Origin of the sequence: Microseira wollei NIES-4236 (genome assembly GCF_020521235.1) — a bacterium.
Lineage (GTDB): Bacteria > Cyanobacteriota > Cyanobacteriia > Cyanobacteriales > Aerosakkonemataceae > Microseira > Microseira wollei.
This window is the reverse complement of sequence record NZ_BLAY01000041.1, coordinates 1-24,800: the sequence shown is the minus strand read 5'-3', so window position 1 is coordinate 24,800 and position 24,800 is coordinate 1. Positions and strand designations below refer to the sequence as shown.

30 protein-coding genes are annotated in these 24,800 nt (G+C 45.7%); 21 read left to right on the top strand and 9 right to left on the bottom strand.

All coding sequences use genetic code 11. The features are described from left to right. Positions 1-109 precede the first annotated feature (109 nt). The 3 genes from MiSe_RS15325 to MiSe_RS15315 form a co-directional block, all read right to left on the bottom strand. Complete coding sequence (locus MiSe_RS15325; RefSeq protein WP_226581055.1) at positions 110-892, bottom strand: ABC transporter permease; 783 nt, start codon at positions 890-892, stop codon at positions 110-112. Positions 893-950: 58 nt separating this feature from the next. Beyond that, entirely contained in the window at positions 951-1,739 is a 789-nt protein-coding gene (locus tag MiSe_RS15320) for an ABC transporter permease (protein ID WP_226581053.1), read from the bottom strand. Positions 1,740-1,885: 146 nt separating this feature from the next. Then, entirely contained in the window at positions 1,886-2,869 is a 984-nt protein-coding gene (locus MiSe_RS15315; protein WP_226581051.1) for an ABC transporter ATP-binding protein, read from the bottom strand. A gap of 575 nt (positions 2,870-3,444) precedes the next feature. Between MiSe_RS15315 and bchL the strand changes: the two genes are divergently transcribed. From bchL to MiSe_RS15240, 15 genes are all read left to right on the top strand, one after another. Beyond that, the gene (bchL, locus tag MiSe_RS15310) at positions 3,445-4,311 is read left to right on the top strand and encodes a ferredoxin:protochlorophyllide reductase (ATP-dependent) iron-sulfur ATP-binding protein (RefSeq protein WP_226581037.1); all 867 of its coding nucleotides are present in this window, start codon (positions 3,445-3,447) and stop codon (positions 4,309-4,311) included. A 33-nt stretch (positions 4,312-4,344) separates the two neighbouring features. Beyond that, on the top strand, positions 4,345-5,244 hold the full coding sequence (locus tag MiSe_RS15305) for a DUF5331 domain-containing protein (RefSeq protein WP_226581034.1): 900 nt from the start codon (positions 4,345-4,347) through the stop codon (positions 5,242-5,244). Positions 5,245-5,425: 181 nt separating this feature from the next. Further along, on the top strand, positions 5,426-6,823 hold the full coding sequence (locus tag MiSe_RS15300) for a ferredoxin:protochlorophyllide reductase (ATP-dependent) subunit N (protein ID WP_226581031.1): 1,398 nt from the start codon (positions 5,426-5,428) through the stop codon (positions 6,821-6,823). 44 nt (positions 6,824-6,867) lie between these two features. Continuing rightward, the gene (locus tag MiSe_RS15295; RefSeq protein WP_226581028.1) at positions 6,868-7,026 is read left to right on the top strand and encodes a hypothetical protein; all 159 of its coding nucleotides are present in this window, start codon (positions 6,868-6,870) and stop codon (positions 7,024-7,026) included. Next, the gene (locus tag MiSe_RS15290; protein ID WP_226581025.1) at positions 6,971-7,189 is read left to right on the top strand and encodes a hypothetical protein; all 219 of its coding nucleotides are present in this window, start codon (positions 6,971-6,973) and stop codon (positions 7,187-7,189) included. Before MiSe_RS15295 ends, MiSe_RS15290 begins: the two co-directional genes overlap by 56 nt. 32 nt (positions 7,190-7,221) lie before the next feature. Continuing rightward, positions 7,222-7,458, top strand: a complete 237-nt coding sequence (locus tag MiSe_RS15285) for a hypothetical protein (RefSeq protein WP_226581022.1) — start codon at positions 7,222-7,224, stop codon at positions 7,456-7,458. A gap of 108 nt (positions 7,459-7,566) precedes the next feature. Continuing rightward, on the top strand, positions 7,567-8,391 hold the full coding sequence (locus tag MiSe_RS15280; protein ID WP_226581020.1) for a DUF4231 domain-containing protein: 825 nt from the start codon (positions 7,567-7,569) through the stop codon (positions 8,389-8,391). Between the two features lie 230 nt (positions 8,392-8,621). Beyond that, complete coding sequence (locus tag MiSe_RS15275) at positions 8,622-9,239, top strand: retropepsin-like domain-containing protein (protein ID WP_226581018.1); 618 nt, start codon at positions 8,622-8,624, stop codon at positions 9,237-9,239. A gap of 174 nt (positions 9,240-9,413) precedes the next feature. After that, complete coding sequence (locus MiSe_RS15270; protein WP_226581015.1) at positions 9,414-9,629, top strand: hypothetical protein; 216 nt, start codon at positions 9,414-9,416, stop codon at positions 9,627-9,629. A gap of 211 nt (positions 9,630-9,840) precedes the next feature. Then, complete coding sequence (locus tag MiSe_RS15265) at positions 9,841-11,001, top strand: hypothetical protein (RefSeq protein ID WP_226581013.1); 1,161 nt, start codon at positions 9,841-9,843, stop codon at positions 10,999-11,001. A 155-nt stretch (positions 11,002-11,156) separates the two neighbouring features. Further along, a complete protein-coding gene (locus MiSe_RS15260; RefSeq protein WP_226581010.1) occupies positions 11,157-11,915 on the top strand; it encodes a tetratricopeptide repeat protein in 759 nt (252 codons plus the stop codon). Between the two features lie 112 nt (positions 11,916-12,027). After that, the gene (locus MiSe_RS15255) at positions 12,028-12,213 is read left to right on the top strand and encodes a hypothetical protein (RefSeq protein ID WP_226581007.1); all 186 of its coding nucleotides are present in this window, start codon (positions 12,028-12,030) and stop codon (positions 12,211-12,213) included. Positions 12,214-12,226: 13 nt separating this feature from the next. Further along, complete coding sequence (locus MiSe_RS15250; protein WP_226581004.1) at positions 12,227-12,505, top strand: hypothetical protein; 279 nt, start codon at positions 12,227-12,229, stop codon at positions 12,503-12,505. A 77-nt stretch (positions 12,506-12,582) separates the two neighbouring features. Further along, positions 12,583-12,798, top strand: coding sequence for a hypothetical protein (locus MiSe_RS15245; RefSeq protein WP_226581002.1), 216 nt, complete (start codon positions 12,583-12,585; stop codon positions 12,796-12,798). 90 nt (positions 12,799-12,888) lie between these two features. Then, complete coding sequence (locus tag MiSe_RS15240; protein WP_226581000.1) at positions 12,889-13,248, top strand: DUF4926 domain-containing protein; 360 nt, start codon at positions 12,889-12,891, stop codon at positions 13,246-13,248. Between the two features lie 206 nt (positions 13,249-13,454). Here MiSe_RS15240 and MiSe_RS15235 read toward each other — a convergent pair whose 3' ends face one another. Continuing rightward, on the bottom strand, positions 13,455-13,649 hold the full coding sequence (locus tag MiSe_RS15235) for a hypothetical protein (RefSeq protein WP_226580998.1): 195 nt from the start codon (positions 13,647-13,649) through the stop codon (positions 13,455-13,457). A 154-nt stretch (positions 13,650-13,803) separates the two neighbouring features. Between MiSe_RS15235 and MiSe_RS15230 the strand changes: the two genes are divergently transcribed. Beyond that, positions 13,804-14,427, top strand: a complete 624-nt coding sequence (locus MiSe_RS15230) for a DJ-1/PfpI family protein (protein WP_226580996.1) — start codon at positions 13,804-13,806, stop codon at positions 14,425-14,427. Positions 14,428-14,743: 316 nt separating this feature from the next. Here MiSe_RS15230 and MiSe_RS15225 read toward each other — a convergent pair whose 3' ends face one another. Continuing rightward, entirely contained in the window at positions 14,744-15,406 is a 663-nt protein-coding gene (locus MiSe_RS15225; protein ID WP_226580993.1) for a class I SAM-dependent methyltransferase, read from the bottom strand. Between the two features lie 150 nt (positions 15,407-15,556). Next, positions 15,557-16,054: a DUF4385 domain-containing protein gene (locus MiSe_RS15220; RefSeq protein WP_226580990.1), complete on the bottom strand. Its 498-nt coding sequence runs from the start codon at positions 16,052-16,054 to the stop codon at positions 15,557-15,559. A 123-nt stretch (positions 16,055-16,177) separates the two neighbouring features. Between MiSe_RS15220 and MiSe_RS15215 the strand changes: the two genes are divergently transcribed. Next, on the top strand, positions 16,178-16,948 hold the full coding sequence (locus MiSe_RS15215; RefSeq protein ID WP_226580988.1) for a hypothetical protein: 771 nt from the start codon (positions 16,178-16,180) through the stop codon (positions 16,946-16,948). A gap of 849 nt (positions 16,949-17,797) precedes the next feature. Then, positions 17,798-19,717: a DNA primase gene (dnaG, locus tag MiSe_RS15210; protein WP_226580986.1), complete on the top strand. Its 1,920-nt coding sequence runs from the start codon at positions 17,798-17,800 to the stop codon at positions 19,715-19,717. Positions 19,718-19,800: 83 nt separating this feature from the next. Here dnaG and MiSe_RS15205 read toward each other — a convergent pair whose 3' ends face one another. Continuing rightward, the gene (locus MiSe_RS15205) at positions 19,801-20,301 is read right to left on the bottom strand and encodes a pentapeptide repeat-containing protein (protein WP_444980503.1); all 501 of its coding nucleotides are present in this window, start codon (positions 20,299-20,301) and stop codon (positions 19,801-19,803) included. A gap of 37 nt (positions 20,302-20,338) precedes the next feature. Here MiSe_RS15205 and MiSe_RS15200 point away from each other — a divergent pair, with 37 nt between their 5' ends. Beyond that, positions 20,339-20,971 (top strand): YraN family protein, encoded by a 633-nt coding sequence (locus MiSe_RS15200; protein ID WP_226580982.1) that lies wholly within the window; start codon positions 20,339-20,341, stop codon positions 20,969-20,971. A gap of 556 nt (positions 20,972-21,527) precedes the next feature. On the opposite strand, the gene MiSe_RS15195 is transcribed toward MiSe_RS15200, so the two are convergent. Beyond that, the gene (locus tag MiSe_RS15195; protein WP_226580980.1) at positions 21,528-21,917 is read right to left on the bottom strand and encodes a hypothetical protein; all 390 of its coding nucleotides are present in this window, start codon (positions 21,915-21,917) and stop codon (positions 21,528-21,530) included. A 230-nt stretch (positions 21,918-22,147) separates the two neighbouring features. On the opposite strand from MiSe_RS15195, the gene queA reads away from it, so the two are divergent. Continuing rightward, positions 22,148-23,380: a tRNA preQ1(34) S-adenosylmethionine ribosyltransferase-isomerase QueA gene (queA, locus tag MiSe_RS15190; RefSeq protein WP_226580978.1), complete on the top strand. Its 1,233-nt coding sequence runs from the start codon at positions 22,148-22,150 to the stop codon at positions 23,378-23,380. Positions 23,381-23,554: 174 nt separating this feature from the next. Then, positions 23,555-24,454, top strand: a complete 900-nt coding sequence (locus tag MiSe_RS15185; RefSeq protein WP_226580975.1) for a tetratricopeptide repeat protein — start codon at positions 23,555-23,557, stop codon at positions 24,452-24,454. Positions 24,455-24,586: 132 nt separating this feature from the next. On the opposite strand, the gene MiSe_RS15180 is transcribed toward MiSe_RS15185, so the two are convergent. Next, positions 24,587-24,800, bottom strand: a 214-nt coding sequence (locus MiSe_RS15180; protein WP_226580972.1) for a hypothetical protein, incomplete at its 5' end; no start/stop codon positions are given.

Sequence of the window (24,800 nt, the reverse complement as noted above, 5' to 3'; positions counted from 1 at the left end):
AGAAAGTTTTTTTTATTCTTAAATCGCTTTCGGTATATTCAACTAGCACAATCGGTTTTTCGCTAATTTTAACTCCCCGTAACCACGCAAGTGGATTCCCATAGTCATGCTAGCTCGACGCACTCGTATAAAACCGCAATGCAAATCGCCAAAACCCTATCGAAATCAAAAATAACCCCAGCGCCAATACTCCCGCACCTATCACCCAACCAATTTCCACCCGCCCTAACATCGCTTCTGCTGGTACAGTTGTTAAAAATGCTACCGGCACTATACAAGTAAAGAAAAATCGATAAGCTGTTGGATAAGCTACCATCGGGAACCTTCCCGCTTCTAACAACCCGCGCAGCACTTCGGTAACATTATAAATTTTGACAAACCAAATGCTGGTTGCTCCCAGCATAAACCACAAGCTGTAAAGAATCCCCAAACCAAATACAATCGGTACGGCAGCGATCGCATAATCGCTGGTTTTAATCCCCAGTCGCGTACCGGCATATCCAACTAACACCAAACCAAAGATTAAATCTGGCAGTCCCCAAGGCGAAACGCTACGGGCAGAAAGCCAAAATTGGCTGCTAATCGGCTTTAATAATACAAAGTCCAAAGTGCCTTCTTGGACTTGTCGCACGATGCGATTTAGGTTAGGAACGAGGAAGGTACTGGAAAAACCCTGTAGTAAAGTAAACACTCCCAGCACTACTAATGCTTCTTCCCACTTCCACCCGTGGAAGCTATAACCAGTGCGGTAAAACAAAAACAGGGTAAATAAACTGCCCAACAGGTTGCCCAAGCTGCTCAGTGCTGCCAAAATAAAGTTAACTCGATACTCCAATTCGGCTGCGATCGCAGTTCCCCAAAATAACCCCAATACTCGTAAATATCTTGTCATTGCTAATTGCTAATTGCTAATTGCTAATTGTAAAAGCAGTTTCAGCATACCCGCATCTTCACGCGCCCATCCCAGAATATTGCTTTAATCCTCGACGCCACAACCAACGGTTCCCAACGAAGAAAATTATTAACCAACCCCATGTTGTCAAAAATCCTCTGACTGCATCTACAGGTAATCCTATTAACAATGCTGCGGGAAAATGGATTAAATAGGGAAATGGTGTCCAAAGTACTACCTGGCTCACTTCGCTGGGAAATAGTTCTAACGGAGCAATAATACCAGAGAGAAAGAGATATAACAACGACCAGAATTGCTCGATCGCCACCGCGCGTTCTACCCAAAATGCGAACATGGCGAAGGTGTATTGTACCAGGAAACGTAAGGAGAAGGAGAGAGCGAGCGCTAGCACAAACAGTAATAATCTGGATAAACTCGGTATCCAAAAAGACTGGGGATACAGAAGGAAAAATAAACCCACCAACGCTAAAGAAAACGGCAAGCGGGCAAACCTTTCACTAACGTGGGAAGCAATGTGATGCCAAATTGGATCTATCGGCTGAAGTAATCGAAAGGAAAGCTTTCCTTCTACTACGTCCCGTTCAAAGTCCCAAATTACCCAAACTGTACTAAACTGCCGCACAATAAAAACTGCCAGAAAGTAGCGAGCAAAGTCTGCCGGTTTTAGTCCAAACTGCCCACCTTGCGCCGCTTGCATCCAAATGCCCATTAAAATAATCGGCAAAGATCCTGACAACACCCATAAAATTACCTCGGCTCGGTATTCCACCATGTAGGCGTAGTAAACTTCAATCAGCGTCTTGGCTTTTCTGATAATTTTTTTCATTTCACTCTTGCGCTTGTCTTAATAACGCCCACAGGCTGAAGCCTGGGGCTATACAAACCAAGTCCGCCTGCGCGGACTAAACCAAAGCCTGCGGAGGCAGGCTTAGTTCGTGTAGCCGCACCCTTTAGGGTGTAGGCAACTCAATTTCACGATACCACCCCGGCACGGAATACCCGACCTATTACATCTTCAACCGGCGGATCTGTAATGGTCAAATCTAATACTTCCAGTTCAGCCAGCATCCGAGAAACCGTGCGGGTGAGTTCTTCCCGTCGCACCAGCAAGCGCACTTCCCGCGCTTCGATTGCTTCTATTTCACCGTAGGGAGATAATTTTTCTTCAGGTAGGGCATGAGCTAGTTCGAGTTGAACTTCGCGACAGGGGGCATATCTTTCTAACAACCCTTCTAAACTGCCGTCGTAAATTAGCTGTCCTTGGTGAATTAAAAGTACTCGCTGGCACAAAGCGGTAATATCCGCCATGTAGTGGCTGGTTAAAAGTATTGTCGCTTGGTAGCGCTGGTTATACTCGCGCAAGAAGTCGCGCACGCCAACTTGAGCGTTGACATCTAGTCCCAAAGTTGGCTCGTCTAAAAATAGTACTTGGGGACGGTGCAAGAGTGCGGCGAGTAATTCCGCTTTCATGCGTTCGCCTAAAGATAGTTTTCGCACGGGTTGGTTTAATTTGCCTTCGAGGGCAAGCATTTCGGTGAGTTCTCCCACCCGATAGCGAAACTCTTTTTCTGGTATATCGTAGACGGCGGCGTTGATTCTGAGCGAGTCCAATGCTGGTAAGTCCCACAGCAGTTGCTGTTTTTGCCCCATTACTAGGGTAATTTTTTGCAAAAATGCCTTGTCCCGCTTGAAGGGGATGCGTTCTGCTACTTGGACTTTGCCGCTGGAGGGATGAATCAGTCCGGTGAGCATTTTCAGCGTCGTGGTTTTTCCCGCACCATTGGGGCCTAAAAACCCCACCACTTCGCCCGCTTCAATTTGGAAGGAAACGGACTGCACGGCTTTTACCTGGCGGTAGGTGCGGCGCAGAAAGTGCTTCAGCGTTCCTTTTAGCCCCGGTTCTTTGACTGCCACCGGATAGACCTTGCTCAGGTCAAGCGCTTCGATGATTTGCATATTCTTTGGTTACATGATGCGATCGCGGGGCAAACGTCACTTCATTGTAACTAACCCATTTTCCGCGACTACCAACCAAAGACAGAAGTCGAGCCAGCGCTAAAATTAATTATTCTTTACTAATTTCACACCGCCCTTGCCAAACCTCCCAGATCAGCAGGGGTGCAGGGGTGCAGGTCAGCAGGTGAGTAGGTGAGCAACTTTCACCAAGTCTTATCACCGCACCCAATTCATACTCAGCAGAAGTGCTTTTCCTCAGCTTGCCCGATGCATATCGCACCCCACCGCGAAACCGATTTTTTTACTTTTGCTTATTGTACCAAATTATTATATTTAACTACATAAACTTTAATTAAATGATTTTTAAAAGCTATATATTGAAGGGAAAGCGGTTGGCAATTTATAAATAACTAATAAAAGCAGATGCTCTGTTTTAAACCCTAAACTGTCTTGAGAAGCCCTTTCAATCCAGGGAAAGTTGGACAATAATGCTTTTGTGTACAAAGCGAAACCCAAGCAGAATTCGACAAATAAAGCATATTCTGACAAGCCAAAATTAAGGAGAACAAAAGCCTGTGAAACTAGCAGTTTACGGAAAAGGGGGAATCGGTAAATCCACAACCAGCTGTAACATCTCCACAGCCTTAGCCAAACGCGGGAAGAAAGTGCTGCAAATTGGTTGCGACCCCAAACACGACAGCACCTTTACCCTGACTGGTTTCTTAATCCCCACGATTATCGATACGCTTCAGGCGAAGGACTACCACTACGAAGATGTTTGGCCCGAAGATGTGATTTACACTGGCTACGCCGGAGTGGACTGCGTGGAAGCGGGTGGCCCTCCGGCGGGTGCGGGTTGCGGCGGTTACGTGGTGGGGGAAACTGTGAAGCTGCTCAAAGAACTCAACGCCTTCGACGAATACGACGTGATTCTGTTCGACGTATTGGGTGACGTGGTTTGCGGCGGTTTTGCAGCGCCCCTCAACTATGCCGACTACTGCATCATCGTCACCGACAACGGGTTTGACGCTTTGTTCGCCGCCAACCGCATCGCCGCCTCGGTGCGGGAAAAAGCTCGGACTCACCCGTTGCGTCTGGCTGGTTTAATTGGCAACCGCACCTCGAAGCGCGATTTGATTGATAAATACGTAGAATCCGTCCCCATGCCGGTGCTGGAAGTGCTGCCTTTGATTGAAGACATTCGCGTGTCCCGCGTCAAGGGCAAGACCTTGTTTGAAATGGCAGAAAGCGACCCCTCGCTCAACTACGTCTGCGACTACTACCTCAACATCGCCGACCAACTACTGGCGCTGCCAGAAGGCGTGGTGCCAAACGATGCTCCAGACCGGGATTTGTTCGCATTGTTGTCAGATTTTTACCTAAATCCGACCAAACCAACGCCAAAGACGGAGGAAGAAGAACTAGACTTAATGATGGTTTAAACAGTCTAGTTTTCAGGATGAGGGGGAGAACCTGTGGCTTTCTTTGACGACTTCACGGCATCTCTAAAAAAGAAGTGGTTGGAATATTTTCAGCTAAATCACAGTTGGATGACCTTACAAATGGAGGTCGATAGCGTCAAGACTCCAGATGGCGGTCGTCGACCTCCCTCTTACCTCATCCTGGGGGTACTCAACGCGATCGAACCCAAGCTGGCGCAGTTGATGTTCCCGTTTTCCAGGCTAAACTCCGATCCAGACTCCCTCATCGATGTATTGGAGTTGAATTTCGACCCCGACATCGCCCTGGGTAACCGTCCACCTGGGAAAGTTGAACCAACGCCATCTGAGGCATCTGCTGAGGTGGGATTGCTCGCAGAAGAAGAGGAAGAGGCAACTGAAGATTTGCTCGCAGTATCCTCGTTGGAGTCGGGTGCCATGGCGCTCGATGATTTTGGCAGCGAAGCGTCTGATGAATCGAGCGAAGAAGAAGAGGATGCCTTTGGTGCCATGGCACTCGCTGATTTTGGCAGCGAAGCATCTGATGAATCGAGCGAAGAAGAAGAGGATGCCTTTGGTGTCATGGCGCTCGATGATTTTGGCAGCGAAGCATCTGATGAGTCGAGCGAAGAAGAAGAGGATGCCTTTGGTGCCATGGCACTCGCTGATTTTGACACCGAAGCGTCGGATGAATCTGCCGCAGCGTCGCTGATGGATATGGAAGACATCTCCCTAGATGCATGGGACGACGACGAAACTGCTTCTGAGTCTAAAGATGAGTCCTTGGCAGATTTGGGTGACATCAGCTTCCTTGGATTCGGCGAAGAATCGTCCAAGAAATCGGATGATGATGACTTGGATGCCTTTGGCGATATGACTTTCGAGGAGCTTGGGGAAGTGGACTTGAAAGACGATGATGATGTCTGGAAGAAATAACAAATTTGTTGGCAGTTAACGATTAACCGCCGTCAGTATCGCCAAAAAATCTGTTGGAGTTGTAAGGTTGGGTACACTCCGCACTTACACTCCTGGTTGCCCAAATTAATAGAAATTGAAATAACGGGGCGAGTACCCGACTGATTTCTGCGTCCATTTATAGAGAGAGGATTAACATCAAATGACTGTTACTCAACAACCCCAAGCGCTGACCTTTGAGTGCGAAACTGGGAATTACCATACTTTCTGTCCGATTAGCTGCGTGGCTTGGCTGTACCAGAAAATTGAAGATAGTTTTTTCCTGGTGATTGGTACTAAGACTTGCGGCTATTTCCTGCAAAACGCGATGGGGGTGATGATTTTCGCCGAACCCCGCTACGCGATGGCGGAGTTGGAAGAGGGAGATATTTCGGCGCAATTGAATGACTATGAGGAATTGAAGCGATTGTGCTTGCAGATTAAGCGCGATCGCAACCCCAGTGTAATTGTCTTTATCGGCACTTGCACGACGGAAATCATCAAAATGGATTTGGAAGGCTTAGCACCCAAGCTGGAAGCCGAAATTGGAGTTCCGATTGTCACCGCGCGCGCCAACGGTCTGGACTACGCTTTCACCCAAGGGGAAGATACCGTATTAGCCGCAATGGCGGCGCGCTGTCCCAGCAAAGAAAAGGAAGCCGAAAAAGAAGAACGCAATGCCATTCAAAAACTGCTCAACTTCGGTAAAAAGAAAGAAGAAGTATTAGCAGAAGAATCGGAATATGTCAAGCATCCAACCTTAGTTCTTTTCGGTTCTTTACCCGACCCGGTTGTAACTCAATTAACTTTGGAATTGAAGAAGCAAGGGATTAAAGTTTCTGGTTGGTTACCCTCGAAGCGCTACACTGAATTGCCCGTTTTAGAAGAAGGGTATTATGTCGCGGGTGTCAATCCTTTCTTGTCGCGAACTGCCACAACTTTAATGCGTCGTCGCAAGTGCAAATTGATTGGCGCACCGTTCCCAATTGGTCCCGATGGTACTCGCGCTTGGATTGAAAAAATTTGCGCGGTGTTCGGAATTGAACCGAAAGGTTTGGATGAACGGGAAAAACAAATTTGGGAAAGTTTGGAAGATTACATTAGTTTAATTCGCGGCAAGTCGGTATTTTTCATGGGCGATAATTTGCTGGAAATATCGCTAGCACGGTTCTTAATTCGCTGCGGTATGACTTGTCCAGAAATCGGCATTCCTTACATGGATAAGCGCTATCAAGCGGCTGAATTGGAATTGTTAGAAAAGACCTGTCAGGAAATGGGCGTGCCGCTGCCGAAAATTGTGGAAAAGCCGGATAATTACAATCAGATTCAGCGGATTTACGAGCAAAAAGTGGATTTGGTGATTACGGGGATGGCTCATGCAAATCCGTTGGAAGCGCGGGGGATTAATACTAAGTGGTCGGTTGAGTTTACTTTTGCTCAAATTCACGGGTTTACTAATGCGCGCGATGTGTTGGAATTGGTGACTCGTCCTTTGCGTCGGAATAATTCTCTGAAGGATTTGGGTTGGGATAAGTTGGTGCGGGATGAGGCGAAGGTTTGACCTCTCCCCCTACCCCTCTCCTGCGAGGAGAGGGAAGTAAGAAGATGAAGAATATTATCACGGGCGATCGCATGAGGTCGCCTTTTTTGTGTTGGTACTCGGTTGGAGAGTTTGGGTTTAGAATCGATCCAAGTTGGAGGAAGCACTATGAAAGCCAAATTGTCGGCGGCGGGTATTGTATCGAGTGTGGCGATCGCCAGTAGCGTTTTGTTGAGTGATGCTACTCCCAGCGTTGCTTGCATGTATCGCCAAGCACGATATCAGCAAACGAGTTGGTTTCAGTCTCCCTTGTCCGTAGTCATTGCTTTACCGGGAATCGCTTTGGCTACTGCTCTTTATATGGGTGGTCGTTCTGATCACAATTAAAGCCCAGAGCCGCTTAGTTGAGCAAGGAACCCATGCCGATCTGCTATTACGTGGCGGTCACTATTATCACCTTTGGGAGACTCAAGGTAACCGTCTCATCCAAGTGTAAAGATAAGCACCATGCTCGATCCCCCCAGTCTCCATCACCCATCTTTATATTGGGTATCATGCGGCGTAGCGGTAAAAATTTCCTACACCATGGGGCAAAGCTGAAGGATACCAATGTTGAGGCTGCAATCGTTGCTACCACCACCTATTCCGCACAATAACTGGTAATTTTTTATGGTAAAATAGAAGTACATTAGAGCAGACATATAGTTTGCCCTATAATAGATTTTGTTTGTAGCAATTTGTGTTGTAGCAGTCGGAATTTGAAGATGAGCGATCAATTGAACAGTAACTCAGTAGCTTCCAGTGGCTTGGGAACAACCGATGTGAAGATTCCCCTAATTTTTAACCTCATAGAGTTTCTGCTGCTCGCCTGTTGCGTTGGTGCGCTCGCAGTCGCTGTCTTGTTCCAAGCTCATTTAACAATAGTCATCTACACGATCGCGGCTCTCACCATTATCGTCTTTCTTATCCTTCTCAATCGGCGTTTCCAGGAAACCTACAAGCGAGCGGCAAAACAACTGGATAATCAAAGAAAAGCCGAACTTTACAATTGTATGTTTGGCAAAGCGATTGGAGTTGAGGACGATCCGATCAATCTGATTCGAGGTAGAGCGATTGAATATTCTCAGGAACTGATTAACGATTACAAAGAGACGCGACGGAATGCCAGAAACATCTACTATATCTTTCAAATCTCTACAGTTGTTTTATCAGGAGTGACGCCCATCTTGGTACTTTTGGACAAGATCGATAGCAGCTCTACTGCGATCCGTTGGTTACCCGTCATTTTCCCGGCTATAGCAGCGGTTGTCACCAGTATTTCAACCTCGTTTCCATTTCAGAAAACCTGGCTTGGAGCCAACACGGCTGTCGAATTATTGGAGGCGGAACAGGAAAAATTTATTCTAGGAGTTTCGCCCTATCGCTTCTACGATCTACCAGATGAAGCCCAGCGCAAACAAAAAGTACAGGAATCGGTGGAAACCTTTATTAACCAAGTGAATACGATTCACCTCAAGCAGATTCAATCTCCTCAAACTGAAGCCAAGCCAACAACTGAGTCCACAGAAACAGCAAAAGCTGGAGCGTAAAATTGACCTCATTACTGGAGTTTAGACTAACCGCGCAGATCAGCGCGGTTAGTCTAAACTCCTATAGGTAAGGTTTACTTACCTAAGGATTCGAGAAATGCCTTTTACAGAATTTGTTGAGAAATTTGTCAACATTATCTCAATCAGTGTAGGGTGAGTTAAGCGCTCGCTCTTGCCCTTGTCTATAATCGAAGTGCGATGCTCCGATTCCTTTATCTTCGGCAAAACTTATGAGTAGAACACCAACTCCTGAAGAAAGCCGCGCCATGCTCAAGTGGCTAAATCATAACCGTCGCCAGTTACAAAAGTATGCCCATCAATATGTTGTCTATAATGCCAATGGAATTATTGCTCATAGTGAAAATTTGCGTGAAGTGTTGCAGTTAGCTGAAGCTTCAGGAGAGCTTTATTCAATTTACTTAGTCCCCGGTTTTGTCGGTTCAATTGTAATTTTACCGATTTACTTTCGCACGATTAGCCGCCATGAGTGGTCGCCAGACTATCAAGTCAAACTGAAGCATAAACAGTTTGAAATGGATGCAACGATGGTGGTAGATTCAGGGGCAGATTTTAGCGTCATTTCTCTAAAAGTAGGTCAAGATTTAGGCTATGCTTTGGCTGATGATGAGGAAATATTAGTCGGTCAGGCAATCGGTGGAAAGGTAGAGTATGTTTTACGCAGGATTGAAGTTACGATTGATGGACATAGTTTTACAATTCCAGTTGCCTGGTTACAAAATAATACGGCAGATGTGATGCTCTTGGGGCGAGAGGTTGTATTTGATAAGTTTAATATTGAGTTTAGGCAAGCTGACGAGCAAATTATGTTTACCTGGCGTGGAGATTGAATGCGATCGCGTTCCCGTAGCGTGCTGGATGGCATATCGCTATTTTTTTAAGTACCGCCATAGACACGAAGTGGCTTCCTGTATCGCAGCGCGATCGCATGAGGTCGCCTTTTTTGTGTTGGTACTCGGTGGGAGAGATTGGGATTAGAATTGATCCAAGTTGGAGGAACCACTATGAATGCCAAATTGTCGGCGGCTATTGTATCTAGTGTTGCGATCGCAAGTAGCGTTTTGTTGAGTTCTGCTACTCCAAGCGTTGCTTGCATCTATCGCCAAGCACGATATCAGCAAACGAGTTGGTTTCAGTCTCCTTTGTCTGTAGTCATTGCTTTACCGGGAATCGCTTTGGCTACTGCTCTTTATATGGGTGGTCGTTCTGATCAAAATTAGATTTATAGGGGCGATCGCTTTGTGTGCGATCGCGAAGCGTGCCGGAGGCGTATCGCTCTTTTTTTTTTGAACCGCGAAGGCGCGAAGGACGCGAAGGAAGAGAGGGGAGAGAGCGATCGCTTATCTCCAGACAAAGTGAGCAATTGCTATAATTTAAGATATGATTGGGCAAAATTTACCCGTTCCTATTACGTTATAAAGTGTAAAATATATGAATATAAAAATAAATAAAGAGGCTGAATTACGGATACAACAATTTAGCGATCTCAAACGCAGATACCGAGCAGAGAAGCACGAATGCTCATCACCCTCTAGTCTTCTGTACCTGATCCTGCGAAAAGCTGTCATAGGAGTTGAGATAACTGACTTAGAGTTTAATTGGCTCCTAGAACATGAACTTTTTGAAACGATTGAAATTATTGAGCATGACCAACAATATAGATCTAAAGAAATCAGCAACTTAGAAAATGAATTATCCCAACTAAAGTATAAGTACAAAGTCACTGAAATCAAAAATGAATTAGATATTTCCAGCCCTTTATATCAACATATAAATCGAATTACCTCTAAATACAAAAACGTTGCTCTTACTCTAAAGGATAAATTAAATTATTCAAGTATTTTATATCCAATTCTGACAAAACTTGATTCAGAAAATAACCTAAATGATACAGAACTTGAATGGCTCAAACAGAATGGTTTTGCTAACATAGCCGCTCTGGCTCAGGATATGGGACGCTTTGCTTTGCTAAAAACTAAGTACAAAGCTACTGAATATCAAGATTCATCGCCTGATAGTCGCCTATATCAAATTTTGAAACAACTAGAAGCGGAAGAAAGGTTAAGTAATTCAGATATTAAATGGCTAAAGCAAAACCAACTATTGTCCACATTAGATATCTTCCAGCAGCAAGAGAAAGTCAGAGAAGCTCGTTTTGCACAACTAAAAGAGAAGTACCAAGCAACTAAATATTTAGAACCCTCTGTTTCTAGTCCTCTGTATCTAATTCTACAAAGACTTGATGCAAACTGTCAGCTAACTAATTCACAGATAGAATGGCTAAAGCAGCATGAACTCACCGAGACAATAACCATTGCTGATGAGCTTGAACAAAAGAGAGTTTTTGCATCTCTGAAAATCAAGTATAAAGCTACTCAATCTGAGGATTTATCCCTCTCCAGTCACCTGTACAAAGTTCTCAAAAGACTTGAAACAGATATTTGTTTACCAGAGTCCGATCTTAACTTCCTGAGAAAGCGTAAACTGACTGAGACGATTAATATTGCTCTAGACAAATACGCTGCTAATATGAAATTCAAGATAGAATCAGGAGAGCAACTTAGTGAGGCTGATATTAACGCAAGTTGCTAGTTATAAACAAGGGCGTTGCTAATTGCTAATTGCTAATCTAGGATTTTTACTGACATTAGCCATTAGCCATTAGCCATTAGCCGCTCCCAGAGAGATAACTAGCAACTTGAGTTATTAACTGGCTGAAACAGAATGGACGCGAGGATATAATTACCTTGGGTCAAGCAAACCACTTTGCTACTCTGAAATCTAAGTATGATGTTTCAGGTTATAAAGATAAATCACCTAGCAGTCCTCTGTATGCAATTCTACAAAAACTGGAGAAATTAGAGCGGCTTGAACCAACGGATGTAGCTTGGCTAGAGGAAAATAAAGCTGAAGGATATCAACAGAATTATAGCTCTTATAGCTGGCGAGAGGATCAAAGCTATGGAGGGCGTAAACTTTTCTCTGGCAAGATTTTCATTGCTTACCACAAAATTGAAGCCACGTTCTATGAACAGGAGTATAATAGGACGGGCAATAAATGGAATTTACCAAATGCTAGTAGTCATTGGCGTAAGGCAGAGCAACCGCGACTAGCTTTGAAAATCACAGAAAATTTGGATTTTGACAAAATCAAGGAAAATAAGCTTAAGTCAGCTTTGTTAACCACTAGAGGCGGTGCATTTCGAGATATCGAGCAATTAAATAATGCGGAAGATTGTGCTAAAAAAGCTATCGAGTACCAACCAAATAGCCATCATCCTTACACTTTAATGGGAGCAATCTGTTTTGAGCGTGGTCAATACTATGAGGGTGAAAACTGGTTTGCCGAAGCAATTAAACGCGGTGCTTCTACCAAAGATCAGGATGCAGAAATTAAGCGTATAGTTAAAAATTCCAAAGATAAGAACAAGCAACGGGAAGTTGTAGAGTATCTGTTGAAAAAAGACCCCTCGCGCTATGCTTGGGCTAAGTCTTATCGGAAATAGAACAAAAACAAAGGATTCGAGAAATGCCTTTGACAGAATTTGTTGATAAATTTATCAATAGCGGGTGGGTTTACGCAGGGAAGAAGGAATTAAGATAAGCAGAAAGGGAACTATGCTTCAAGAACAACATGCAGAGAAAGAACGCGAACTTTGGCATCATCTTGTTGAAAGAGAACTTGTTTACATCCAAACTCGCCAAGACTTTCTGAACAATTGTACAGATAGAATGGCTTTTATTAAGAAAGCACTACATAACCCCACTGAAAGAGAACAGGCTGATAGAATATCTGAAAATTGAAGAACGTCAGAATTTGTTAAGCAATCTAGTCGATTTAGCAAGTATTTCTCACTCGGATATTGAAATTTGCAGACAAGGTATTCTTTCGCTTCCTAAAACCTGGCTGTTGGAAAATCTTGAAAAGATTGCTGAACCGTTGCTCAAAAATGGGACAGACGAGGAGTATAGACGTTTGTTAGAGCTATATATTCAAATTGATAGGGAATTAACTGAAAGACTCGCTAAACGAGCGCAGCATGAAGATTCGGATATTCGCGAGGTGGGGGAAGATTTTCATAATTATCTCAATTAGTGTGGGGTGAGTTAAGCGAACGCACTCCCATTATTCTATACTGTAAGGAACGATCGCTCTCTTTGATCGGCGCAACCATGACTTCCCCAGCAAGTTTTGAATTTCCTATTGCTAAGGCGCAATATCTCCTCAAACGTGCTGCTGAATCTGGAGAAGGTGAAGATAAGCGAAAATTTTGGCGCGAGGTAATGGGGTTTGAGTCGCCGGAAGCAATTCCAGAAGCTATCCTGACATCAGTATCTTTGGATATGCTACAACCTCAGAGTCAGAATCCCCAAGGTGAGCTTTATTGAGCTTATATCCAGCTTACCGGGCATTCTGGTTTGTCGCGGCGGATACCCACGGTTTGGATTGTGTTTTTTAATCTTGATGTAGCTCTTGCAATGATGAAATTTCAGTTATTTGATGGGGTAAAGTTAACCGAGGAAATTACCTTAACTGATGGGGGAGTAGCGCCAGTAGGAACCGTGGGAGCAATTGTCGAAGTTCTGAATAATGGCGAGGCTTATATTGTCGAGTTGTTTGGGGTCTGGGTTAAATACGACGAACAAGAAAATTTTGTACCAGCAACCCAGGATGAGCAGGGAGCATTTATGGAAATGATTGGTGTGGAAACTGTCTATCCACAGCAATTAGTATTGACTGTGGCGGCGCGGGAAATTATGGGAGTTCGGGAGCATTTGGCAGCTGTGTTAGATGATTTATCTGAAGATTTAGTAGCAGAAGTCAGGTATTTTGCCTAATTTTTACAACAGAAACAGCAACACAAGAGTGCAAGTTAGCGATCAAGATGTTAGCCATCATAGAGCTTTAAGACTGGTGATTAATAGTGGGACGGATAGCAAATATAAAGCGATCGCTCTTTTTTTGAACCGCTCCAGGCGCTCCAGGACGCAGAGAGAAGAAATGGGAGCGATCGCTACTCTTCTTCCTCAGCTTCAAATTCAATTTATTGGTAAATATCGCCTAATGGAATTTCAAATTTTACGGAGGTTAAAGATAACACAGTCGCTTCTCCGTCATATTCAGAAAATAACCCTTGAGTTCTATGAGCTTGCGAACTAGCGAGAGCATTCCCTGGTAGGTCTTTAACACTTGCCGATAACCTAGTTTCCCCGTTGCCGGGACTATGACCCGTCAGCACCTTCCCTTACCTAAAGATTTGGGGCAGTGAGCCGCCGCCTATGGGAGAGGGGGGTGCTGACGCTTGTCTGCGAACCCATACAATGCACTCGTTGTATCTTCATCATAGCCTTTCCATGTAAAATAATGGAACCTAATAAAGCAGGGGATTAAGTATGCTGAAAGTACAAATCATCATCTTCGATGGATTTGATGAACTTGATGGTATAGCTCCATATGAGGTCCTGAAAGTTGCAGCGGCAAACGGTGCCGATATGCAAGTAGAACTTGTTGCACTCGATCCCAATGCGGTGATTACTGCTAGTCATGGGTCACAAGTTCACCCTCAAGCCCAGTTTACAAACGAAGCGGAGATCGATATTTTGATCGTGCCGGGGGGAGGTTGGGGTGAGTATGAGGGTGAGGAGCCACCACCGGCAGGAGTCAGGGCTGAACTGCAAGGCAAAATACCACAGATCATCTATGACCTATACCAAAAGGGGGTAACGATCGCATCAGTCTGTACAGGGGCGATGTTAGTTGCAGAAAAAGAACTTCTTTCTGGTCGTCCAGCTATTACTCATCATAACGCAATTAAAGATCTCGAAGATAAAGGTGCGGTGATTATCAAAGCTCGTGTGGTGGATGATGGTGATATTATTACAGCAGGAGGGGTCACTTCTGGCTTAGACTTAGCCCTGTGGCTGGTAGAGCGATATTTCACGCCTGAAATTGCCGATAAAACAGAAACTCTGTTGGAGTATGAACGGCGCGGTACTGTGTGGCGACGGTCAGCATAGGGACTGCTTCTGGAAGCCATTCAAAACAACTTATCGGTAGAAGAAATTCGGTCGGGGGGTGGTAAGGGAGCTGCATTTTAAACCAGCAGATGATACGCTACCTAAATTCTCAGAGCGATTAACAACTGTTATCCCGTGCTATTAAGCACGGGATAACAGTTTGGACAGATCCGAACCAGCAAAGACAGTTGGAGAAGTTACTCAACGAATTGGAAAATTTACTCGCTCGCCTTTTTTATCAATCTAGCACTGCCAGCGATCGCCGGTTGGTCAGAAACCGGGTTTTTCCAAAAAACCCGGTTTCTACATCTCACTTTTATCGCTTCAGTGCTAAAGTCAATCCATCTGCAATTGGAACCATACTCAAAGTTACTCGTTGATCCTGGTGTAATTTTTTATTGAAATCTCGAATTGCTTGAGTACTACTATCCTGAACTTGCGAATCGGCGACTCTTCCACCCCATAAAACATTATCGACGGCAATTAAGCCACCGGGGCGAATTAGTTGAAGCGCTCGCTCGTAATACCCCTCGTAATTCCCTTTATCTGCATCAATAAAGGCAAAATCAAACGTACCCGCCTCTCCTTCTGCCAATAATTTATCCAAAGTTTCCCATGCGGGTGCAATTCGCAAATCGATTTTGTCTGCTACTCCTGCTATTTCCCAATAACGACGCGCTATTGCAGTATATTCTTCGCTGATATCGCAAGCAATTACTTTTCCATCTTTTGGTACTGCCAGCGCGACGCAAAGCGAGCTATAACCAGTAAATACACCCACTTCCAGCGTTTTCTTTGCTCCTAATAGCTGCACTAGCAGTGCCATAAATTGTCCTTGTTCTGGGGCAATTTGCATCCTGGCGTAGGGATGATTTGCGGTTTCTTCCCGCAATTGGCGCAAAATTTCTGGTTCGCGCAAGGAACTAGATAAGAGGTAATTGTACAGTTGATTTTCAAGGCCAAGCGTCTTTTTTGACATCGTTGTATTTACAGATTAATCTAAAACTATATTAACTCAATTTTGTGCGGTTAATGGCTAATGGCTAATGGCTAATGGCTAATGGCTAATCGAATGATATTATGAACCTCTCTCGCAATTAGCAATTAGCAATTAGCAACTTAAATTTTTCTATTCCCGCTCGTACAACTGTTGATGCTTCGCTAAAAGCTGTTGATATTTCTCATTTGTCTTAGCTGCTGTCCACTTAACTTTGAAAATAGCGGCTGATTCGGCTTTTACCGGGTCTGGTTCGTTAGGCAGAATCTCTTTACGGGCTTGTTTTTGGGCGGCTATTGAAGTTTCTTTTTGCGGATTGTTCTTATATTTCCTGCCGCTTTTATGGTTAGCATATCTCCGCGATCTCGGGTAACCCATTTGCAAGAACTTCCGCGCCATATCCGCCCCAACAAAATCATCTCGTTCCAGATATTCCAAAAATATCTGATATATTTTTTCGCTCGACTCTCTAGCTATTTCCGGTGTTTTAAACCGCCAGTGGGGTAAAATTTCCGATTTATATGGTTCAACTAACAAAACTCCCTGTTCCCCTTTCCCGACTCGATACAGTTCCGGATGCTCTCGAAAATTGATATTCTTGAAATCCCACGAATAATCAAATTGTTTCATAACTTCCCTCGCCTTGGCGGTTCAAAAAAATTATGTGCAACTTGTAAAACCGTCACAGACTCTTCAAATATTGCCACATAACCCAGCCAGGATTGAAGCGAAACTTATCTGAAGGTGACTCGAATGTATTACAGCATTATCAGTATTAATATCGGAGTTGTATTTTTTGTGCTGCTGGTTTATGGCATTTTACAATGGTTGCACGTGCCAACTGGTAGCTTTCTCGACTGGGTAATTGCTGTCGCTATTTTTGAGTGGCTGTTAGTTATTGTAACCGTACCGTGGAATATCCATTTTGAAGCAAAAGAAGTTATTGCAGAAGCGGCTCAATCTTCTGAAAAAGGAATTAGTGTTGATGAAAAACAAGTTAATTACGCCAAAATGGTGGCTAAGCGATCGCTGCCCATCGCGATTACACTCCACCTAATTTCTGCGATCGCATTTTACACCCTTGCCGCCACGGGTATTAGTCCCATCGGATATATTAGTTCCGGTGCGGCTTTATTGTTAACGTTTTTGCGTCCAGCTTACCGCGCTTATGAGTATTTAGCCGTTAGACTGGCAGCGATTCGCCAACAAGTCGTCTATCCTCGTGAAGATATTTTGGAGTTGCGATCGCGTTTTACCAGTCTAGAATCAACCGTAGAGCGTCTTTCAGCCCAACTTAACCCAGAAGAACCGCAATCGATTGTCGCAACGCAACAGCGCCTCTTGGAAGCAACTCGCAACGATTTATCTCGCATCGCTACTACCCTGGAAGAACTGCGCGCCGCAAATCAGGCGGAACATCAACGCCTCTCTTGCGAAGCACAACATGCAATCGCTCAACTGACCACAGACAGCCAATTTCTCGACCACGTCCGGGAAATTATCCGCTTTTTCAAGACTGCATAAAAGGCGAGGCAGAAAGGAAAATATAATTAATTTGCCTGCATAAATTTTCTGAAGATGGTAAAGAGCGATTTGGTTGCGTTCGCCCAGCGCCTGCTACCCACCTATCGCTCTCCATTTCTCGTATCTCTGCGCCCTCCTACGGGATGAGAAAAAAGTTTATGAGAAATTTATATTTAGCAACACTCAGGCAAAGGGTATACTTTGACTCTTTTTTCAGTAATAATACGGTGATTTTCTATATAAGCTCTGCTAATACCAGACTATTTATAAGTGGCAATGCTAGGGTGAAGCCAAGGAATTTTTAGGCAATCTCTCAGTATTTCAGTAATAGTACGGGACTTGGGAAATCTTAAGGCATCGTAAATCTACGCTTGACGTACATCTTCTGAATTTGTCACCCTTAAATACAGTAATCCACGCATTCCAAATCAAACGCGAAAGTAGGGCGGTAATGCCCACCCTACTTTAACGCTTCCTAATTTACGACTAAAAATAACAACAATTACCGCCAAATTTCATCTGAGATGAGAAAAATTTGCCATTAAAATTTCGGTGGCAAAATTGTCCCATACTGGAGCAGAGCAGAAATATTTTGGCAAAAAAAAGTCTCATAATTTCACTGGGATCAAAGTAAAAATAGTGGGGAATGAGGAAGCAGGGGAGCAGAGGAGCAGGTGAGCAAGGGAGCAAGGGAGCAGGGGAGCAGGGGAGAATGTACGTTCAAATTCTCCTGGGCCCCTGGACCTCTGCCCCTTTTGCCCCTTTTGCACCTCTGCCCCTCGTCCCCCCATCTTCCCCAGCTTCGTTCATGCCCCATACAATAGGTATGGATTTGACCTTTGGCAAGCAATGCAAAATCCCCGCCTGCATCCAGATACCATCGAAGAAGTCAAGCAACGAGCCGATATTGTGGATGTAATCTCGGAACATGTCGTGCTACGGAAGCGGGGTAAAGATTTTGTCGGATTATGCCCGTTCCATACCGAAAAATCACCTAGTTTTACCGTCAGTCCGAGTAAGCAGATGTACTATTGCTTTGGCTGTCAAGCTGGGGGAGGTACGATCAAGTTCCTGATGGAACTGGGTAAGCAATCGTTTGGCGATGTGGTGTTGGAATTGGCGCAACGCTACCAAGTGCCGATAAAAACTCTCCAAGCAGAACAAAGGCAAGAACTGCAACGGCAACTTTCGCTACGCGAGCAGTTATACGAGATTCTGGCACTGACGGCGCGGTTTTACGAACATGCGTTGCGTCAGTCCCAAGGACATCAGGCGCTGGAATATTTGCAATCTCAGCGCCGCTTGCGCCAGGAAACGATCCAACACTTTCAGTTAGGATATGCACCCGCAGGGTGGGAAACGCTGTACAGATATCTGGTAGAAGATAAACACTACCCGGTGCAATTATTAGAACAAGCGGGATTGATTCGACGGCGGCGGGAGGGGGAAGGGTATTACGATTATTTCCGCGATCGCATCATCATCCCAATCTGCGATACCAGCGGACGAGTCATCGGGTTTGGCGGTAGAACCCTCACCAACGAACAACCCAAGTATCTCAATTCGCCAGAAACCGAACTATTTAATAAAGGTAAAACTTTATTCGCCCTCGATCAAGCCAAGAATGCAATCGCAAAGCTTGACCAAGGTATTGTAGTCGAAGGATATTTTGATGCGATCGCCCTCCACGCCGTCGGGATTACCAACGCCGTCGCCTCGTTGGGAACCGCACTCAGTTTAGCGCAAGTCCGCCAACTGCTGCGCTACACCGAATCCAAACAACTCGTACTCAACTTCGACGCCGACGCCGCCGGTACCAACGCCGCCTCTCGCGCCATCGGGGAAATTGCCGACTTAGCTTACGCTGGGGAAGTGCAATTACGCATTCTCAACATCCCCGATGGTAAAGACGCGGATGAATTCCTCAACAGCAGCAGCGACGGTGGGGAAAAATATCGCCATCTGCTGGAAACCGCACCGTTATGGTTAGATTGGCAAATTCAGCTTCTGATTAAAGATCAAAACCTCAAACAGGCGGATCAATATCAGCGAGTTGTGCAGCAAATGGTGAAATTACTCGCACAAATTCCCAACCTAGAGACGCGCAACTTATACATTAACCGTTGTGCAGAAATTCTCTCTAAAGGCGAGTTGCGACTGGTACCCAATTATGCCCAAACGCTCCTGGGTCAAATTAAACGAAACCAGCGACAAAAATCAACTGGGGTGGTAACAAAGCAACCTGCGGAAACCGTCGTAGTACAAAGCGATCGCGATCGCTTACTGAAAGCAGAAGGTTTACTGCTACGTATTTTCCTGCATTGTCCAGAACACCGTCAAGCTGTCATCCAGGCTTTACAGGAGCGAGATTTACAATTTAGCCTTTCCCACCATCGGTTTTTATGGGCGCAAATACTAGATTTACAGGCAACAAATTCTTTAGAAGACTTGGATCTGCTCTCGAAGTTACAAGACCGCTGCCTAGAATTCAAGCAAGAAATGGCTCAAGTCCAGCATTTATTTCACCTCGACGAAAAAACTCAACTGGATATTTATTGCGCGGAGGAATTAATTCAATCTGCCGTTGCGTGCCAGGAAAAGGTAATGTGCGAAAAACAATACAGCTACTTTTCTGAGCTGTTGAAAAAAACTGACCCAACCAAGGAGACGGAACGCTGGCAGTACTTTGTTAATGAACTCTACAAAACTAAACAGCGGCTTAAAGAGTTGAATCGAAAACTCAATTTTGCTGTAGGTTGGGTTTCGTAACCAAAATCCCAACCTACGATTTCTACGATTTCCTAACCCATTTTAATGGGTTTAAGCAATCAGGCCGGAAATTTATTTCCGGATTAAGGGCAATTTAAAGTATCGCGAGTATCGCGTTTGGTGATTGGATTAGTGCCTTTGGCGACTTGACACAGCATTTTTTGCTGATCGTCGCGCAGCATGACATCGGTAAAATCTGCCCCATCGATAGTAGCGCCGTTAAACCTAGAATTGGGGGCAAAAGCACCCTCTAAGACGGCGTTAGTCAAATTCGCTTTGAGGAAAAGTGCTTGACCGATGACGGCGTAACTCAAGTCAGCGCCTTCTAAATTCGCCTTTTCTAGATGAGCGCCGAATAAACTCACCCCGCGCAAATCTGAATGGCTAAAGTTACTCTTTTGCAGCTTAGCTCTAGTGAAGCTAGCATCCCTTAGATCGCGATTGGAAAAGTCAGCACCGATGAGAAATTCCTCGTTATATTCCAACGCGAAAGCTGGTGAGGTTATCGTGCTAACAATTGCCAAAATTGCGCTCGCTAAAATCAGTAAAAATCTCTTGATTCGATGACCTTTTCCGCTCCTCATGTTCCCTGTGGCTAAAACTCTGCGATTCTTATTATCAATGTTTACGATACCTCATACTATGGTCGATCCCAGCCACCCGCCATCCTCTGCCGCCGATATCGGTATTTTAGGAGAAGATTTCGTTGCCTCTTGGTTACAGGCACAAGGTTGGACAATTCTACATCGCCGCTGGCGCTGTCGCTGGGGAGAGTTGGATATCATTGCTCAACAGGGAGCAGGGGAGCAGCGTAGCACAGGCGTCTCGCCTGTGGGAGCTCTTGAGCAGCGTAGCACAGGCGTCTCGCCTGTGGGAGCAGGGGAGAATGTACGTTCAAATTCTCCTGGGCCCACAGGCCCACCTGCTCCTCTGCCTTCTTCCTCAATGCCCTATATCGCCTTCGTAGAAGTTAAAACCCGCAGTCAAAGGAATTGGGATGGGGATGGAAGAGAAGCGATCCCGCCCCAAAAACAAGCTAAACTCTGGAGTGCTGCTACTGCTTTTCTCGCAGCCTATCCAGAGAAAGCTGAATACCCCTGCCGATTTGACGTTGCTTGCGTTGGCTATCAACGGCTATCCCGTAAGCTATCTGAAGCAGCGATCGCCAACGACATCATTTCTGATAGATCCTTACAGATACCTGGATATCGCCTCTTCTTGCGAGACTACATCCAGTCAGCCTTCGACAACTGAAGTGTCAAACTGAAGTACCCCAACCTGCTCAAGCTGAGGTTGGTGGCTCTCCAACAACAACTCAATTCAGCGACGGTCTTATTCGTCTTCGGGATTTCCCGTCTCACAGGCAAATGCCACGTTAGGGACTCTTACGAGTTCGGAGCTAGGGTCCGATGATGGTCTTACTTTGCCTCCACAGGCAGCAACCCGTCTTCCACAGGTTGTTTAAGCTTTGTACGTACAACTTCTCGTGGATTTCTGCAATGGCGAGAAGTGGGAGAAGTTCTTTCCCTGATCTCTGATGTTTCTATGGCTTACGCCACGCTGACGCGAACGGCTAGCGTCTTACCGCTACTTCGGAATTAGCCTTGATGTTCCATACAGTCAGGCGGGTCATCGACCAATACAAGTTTACCTGATTTGCTTGGAGATTCCCAAGAGAGATTGGCTCTGAGAGCGCCGTCGCTATCCATCCCCACCGCTAACGGCGGATGGGGAATTCCGCGAGGTTAGTTAAAAATTAAAAACCAAGAAATAACTGTCTTAATCTTTAATTTTTAAGTGTTTAATTGTCTTAAGACAGCGTTTCGGGACAGTATCCCAATCCATTGACAAACTGCTTGCGAAAAGCTTCAATTTCCTCCCGATCCGGATGACCGTGAGAAACCACGGCTACCTGATAGCGACGCATCACCTCAATGGGTGATTGTCCCGCATCCAAACTCCAGAGTGCCATTTTGACTCGGACTTCCGGTTGATAGGGAATGCCTATTTCGTTCAAGAACGCCCTAAAGTCCCCATCTTGTTGTGGTTTCAGGGGTTCTCTCATTTTGACCTTCACCACCCAGCCATCAATTTGATGAAGGACTGTGACCGAATGCACCGGGAGTTGGCGGGTTACGTGTAGGAAATCAACGACTCTCTGCGTTAGGCTGGCATTCGCGAGGAAATAGAGGTATTCCATTATGTTTGTACTTGGGGGGCCAAGCCAATACTTTACTGATATTATTTTCCCCAGCTCAACAGGTAAAAACTAGGGGATTTGCCCCCAATTTTGACTGGGGAGTTTTACCCAATTTCTACCCCCAATCCAGGGGTGCGTTGAGATCGTATCCATCTGTATCCTTAGATAGATGACGCAGCTTTACCGCGACAAAAATCTGCCAGGAATCTTATTGTACCCGGAGCGATCCCATGCAAGTGAACGAATTTTCTAAAGCCAATATTAAAATTGCCCATCCGATCGATACAACGACACCCACCCCCGCTCCTGACAGGGAAGCGGATCGCACCCTCGCCGCCTATGACTACTTTCTTCCAGAGCATCTGATCGCTCAAAATCCCGTCACGCCCAGGGATAGCGCCCGCCTGCTCGTCGTCGCTCCAGAAAGCCACGCCCACCGCATATTTCGCGATTTGCCGGATCTGCTCCAACCGGGGGATCTACTGGTACTCAACAATACCCGCGTCATCAGAGCCAGACTCTACGGGCGGAAAATCAGCGGCGCATCGGTGGAAGTTTTACTGCTCCAAGAGCGCCAAAAAAACACTTGGCTAGCCTTGGTCAGACCGGGTAAACGCCTTCTAGTGGGTGCGAAGATTATTTTTGAACCGCCATCTAGTCGGGAAGAGGATAGGCAAAATGAGACAAGTGAGGAGGGAAAGATATCTTTACTCTCCGCGTCAGAGCGTCCCTTTGTCCCCGCGTCTTCCTCACTCAGTGCCAAGGTTCTGGAGGTAGATGAGGCGACTGGGGGACGCATTTTGCAGTTTGATATCCCTGAAGGGAAATCCCTCACCGAGTTGTTGGAGGAATTCGGACATGTGCCGTTACCGCCTTATATTACAAACTCCCAAGCTTTACCAGAACAGTATCAAACTGTCTATGGCTCTCGAGCGGGGTCGGCAGCTGCGCCTACGGCGGGGTTACACTTTACCGAAGAGTTACTCGAAATCTTAGAACAAAGGGGCATTGAGCGAGCGTTTGTGACGCTGCATATCGGCGTGGGGACATTTCGACCTGTGGAGGTGGAAGACGTAACCCAGCATAAAATGCACGAGGAATGGGTAGAAGTATCGGCGGAAACCGTAGCAAAAATCCGCTCTACCAAAGCGCGAGGGGGGCGGGTGATTGCTGTCGGGACTACCGTCGTGCGGTCGTTGGAAGGGGCGGCAGCGGTAACGGGCGAATTGCAAACATTTTGCGATCAGACGGATTTGTTTATCTATCCGGGATATGAGTGGCGCGTCGTCGATGGACTGATTACTAATTTTCACCTGCCTCGGTCTAGTTTGCTGATGCTGGTGAGTGCGTTGGTGGGGCGTCAGAGGCTGCTAGATTTGTATCGGGAAGCGATCGCACACAACTATCGCTTCTATTCCTTTGGCGATGCCATGTTGATTTTGCCAACATCTGGTAATGGATAATGGCGTTCCCAGGCGACCGCCTGGGTCACGAGGGTAATGGGTCATTGGATAAAATCTACCTATCACCAATTACCGTAACGGGTAATGGGTAACGGCTAAAATCTACCAATCACCAATTACCAATCACCAATTAGCAATTACCAATTAGCAATTACCAATTAGCAATTACCAAAAATGTTTAAAAAGTCCTTGTCGATTTATCTTGTTGCTGCGGTTACCAGTTTTGTCTTAACGCCGTTTGATCCAGCCACCGCCGGTAATAAACAACTGGTGGAAGGTGTTTTAACGCAAAACCTGGAAGCGGCGCGTTCGTTCCAGCAAGGGGTGAATTTTTACAACCAAGGCGACTTTGAACAAGCAGGTCGCGCATTTCGTCAAGCACTGGGACGCGACTCTAATATTGCTCTAGCGTACCATTACTTGGGGATTATTCAAAGCAAACAAGGCAATTTTCCCGGTGCGATCCCAGCTTTTCGGGAAGCGGTGCGACTCGATCCGAGTTTGGCACAAGCTTACTACAACTTGGGCGTCGCTTTGTATCAACAAGGCGAACTGCAAGAAGCCAGCGCCGCTTTTGCACAAGCGATTCAAATCGATCCCGGCAATCCGGATGCTTTCTACAATTGGGGATTGACTTTGTATGAACAAGAGCAGTTTTCTCAAGCCAGTACTGCCTACCAGCAAGCAATTCGATTGGCTCCCAATAATGCCAATGCTTATTATAATTTGGGATTGGCTTTGGAGAAAGAAGGTCAATTAAAAGCGGCAACTTCTGCTTATCAACAAGCTGTTAATCTCGCTCCTCGTTTTGTGGCGGCGCGAAATAGTTTGGGGAACGTTTTAGCGAGACAAAACCAGTTAGAAGCCGCAATAATTGCCTATCGGGAAGCCGTTAACCGCCAGCCTAATAATGCAAGTGCTAACTATAACTGGGGCATGGCTTTGTATAATTTAGGCCGCATTCGAGATGCCAGCGGGCGACTGAGAAGAGCGAGAGATTTATATAGACAGCAAGGCGACCTGGAAACAGCAGATCAAATCGACCAGTTTGTGCGGGAAATTCAGGCAAAATGAAGGGGAATTGCAGATTGTAGATTTAAGATTGCAGATTTTACAGCGGATTGCCAGCGAGTGAAGCAAAGCCAAAAGGCTGAGTTTGTATAGCGGCACCATTAATGGTGCCGCTATACAAACGAGAGGTGTACCTTATCTCACATCTTGCACCGATAAACTTTGGCGGGCAAGATGCCCACCCCACAAGCAAAATTCTTCTCTTGTGGCATGGGCAACCAAGGCGGGCAAGATGCCCACCCCACAAGCAAAATTCTTCTCTTGTGGCATGGGCAACCAAGGCGGGCAAGATGCCCACCCCACAAGCAAAATTCTTCTCTTGTGGCATGGGCAACCAAGGCGGGCAAGA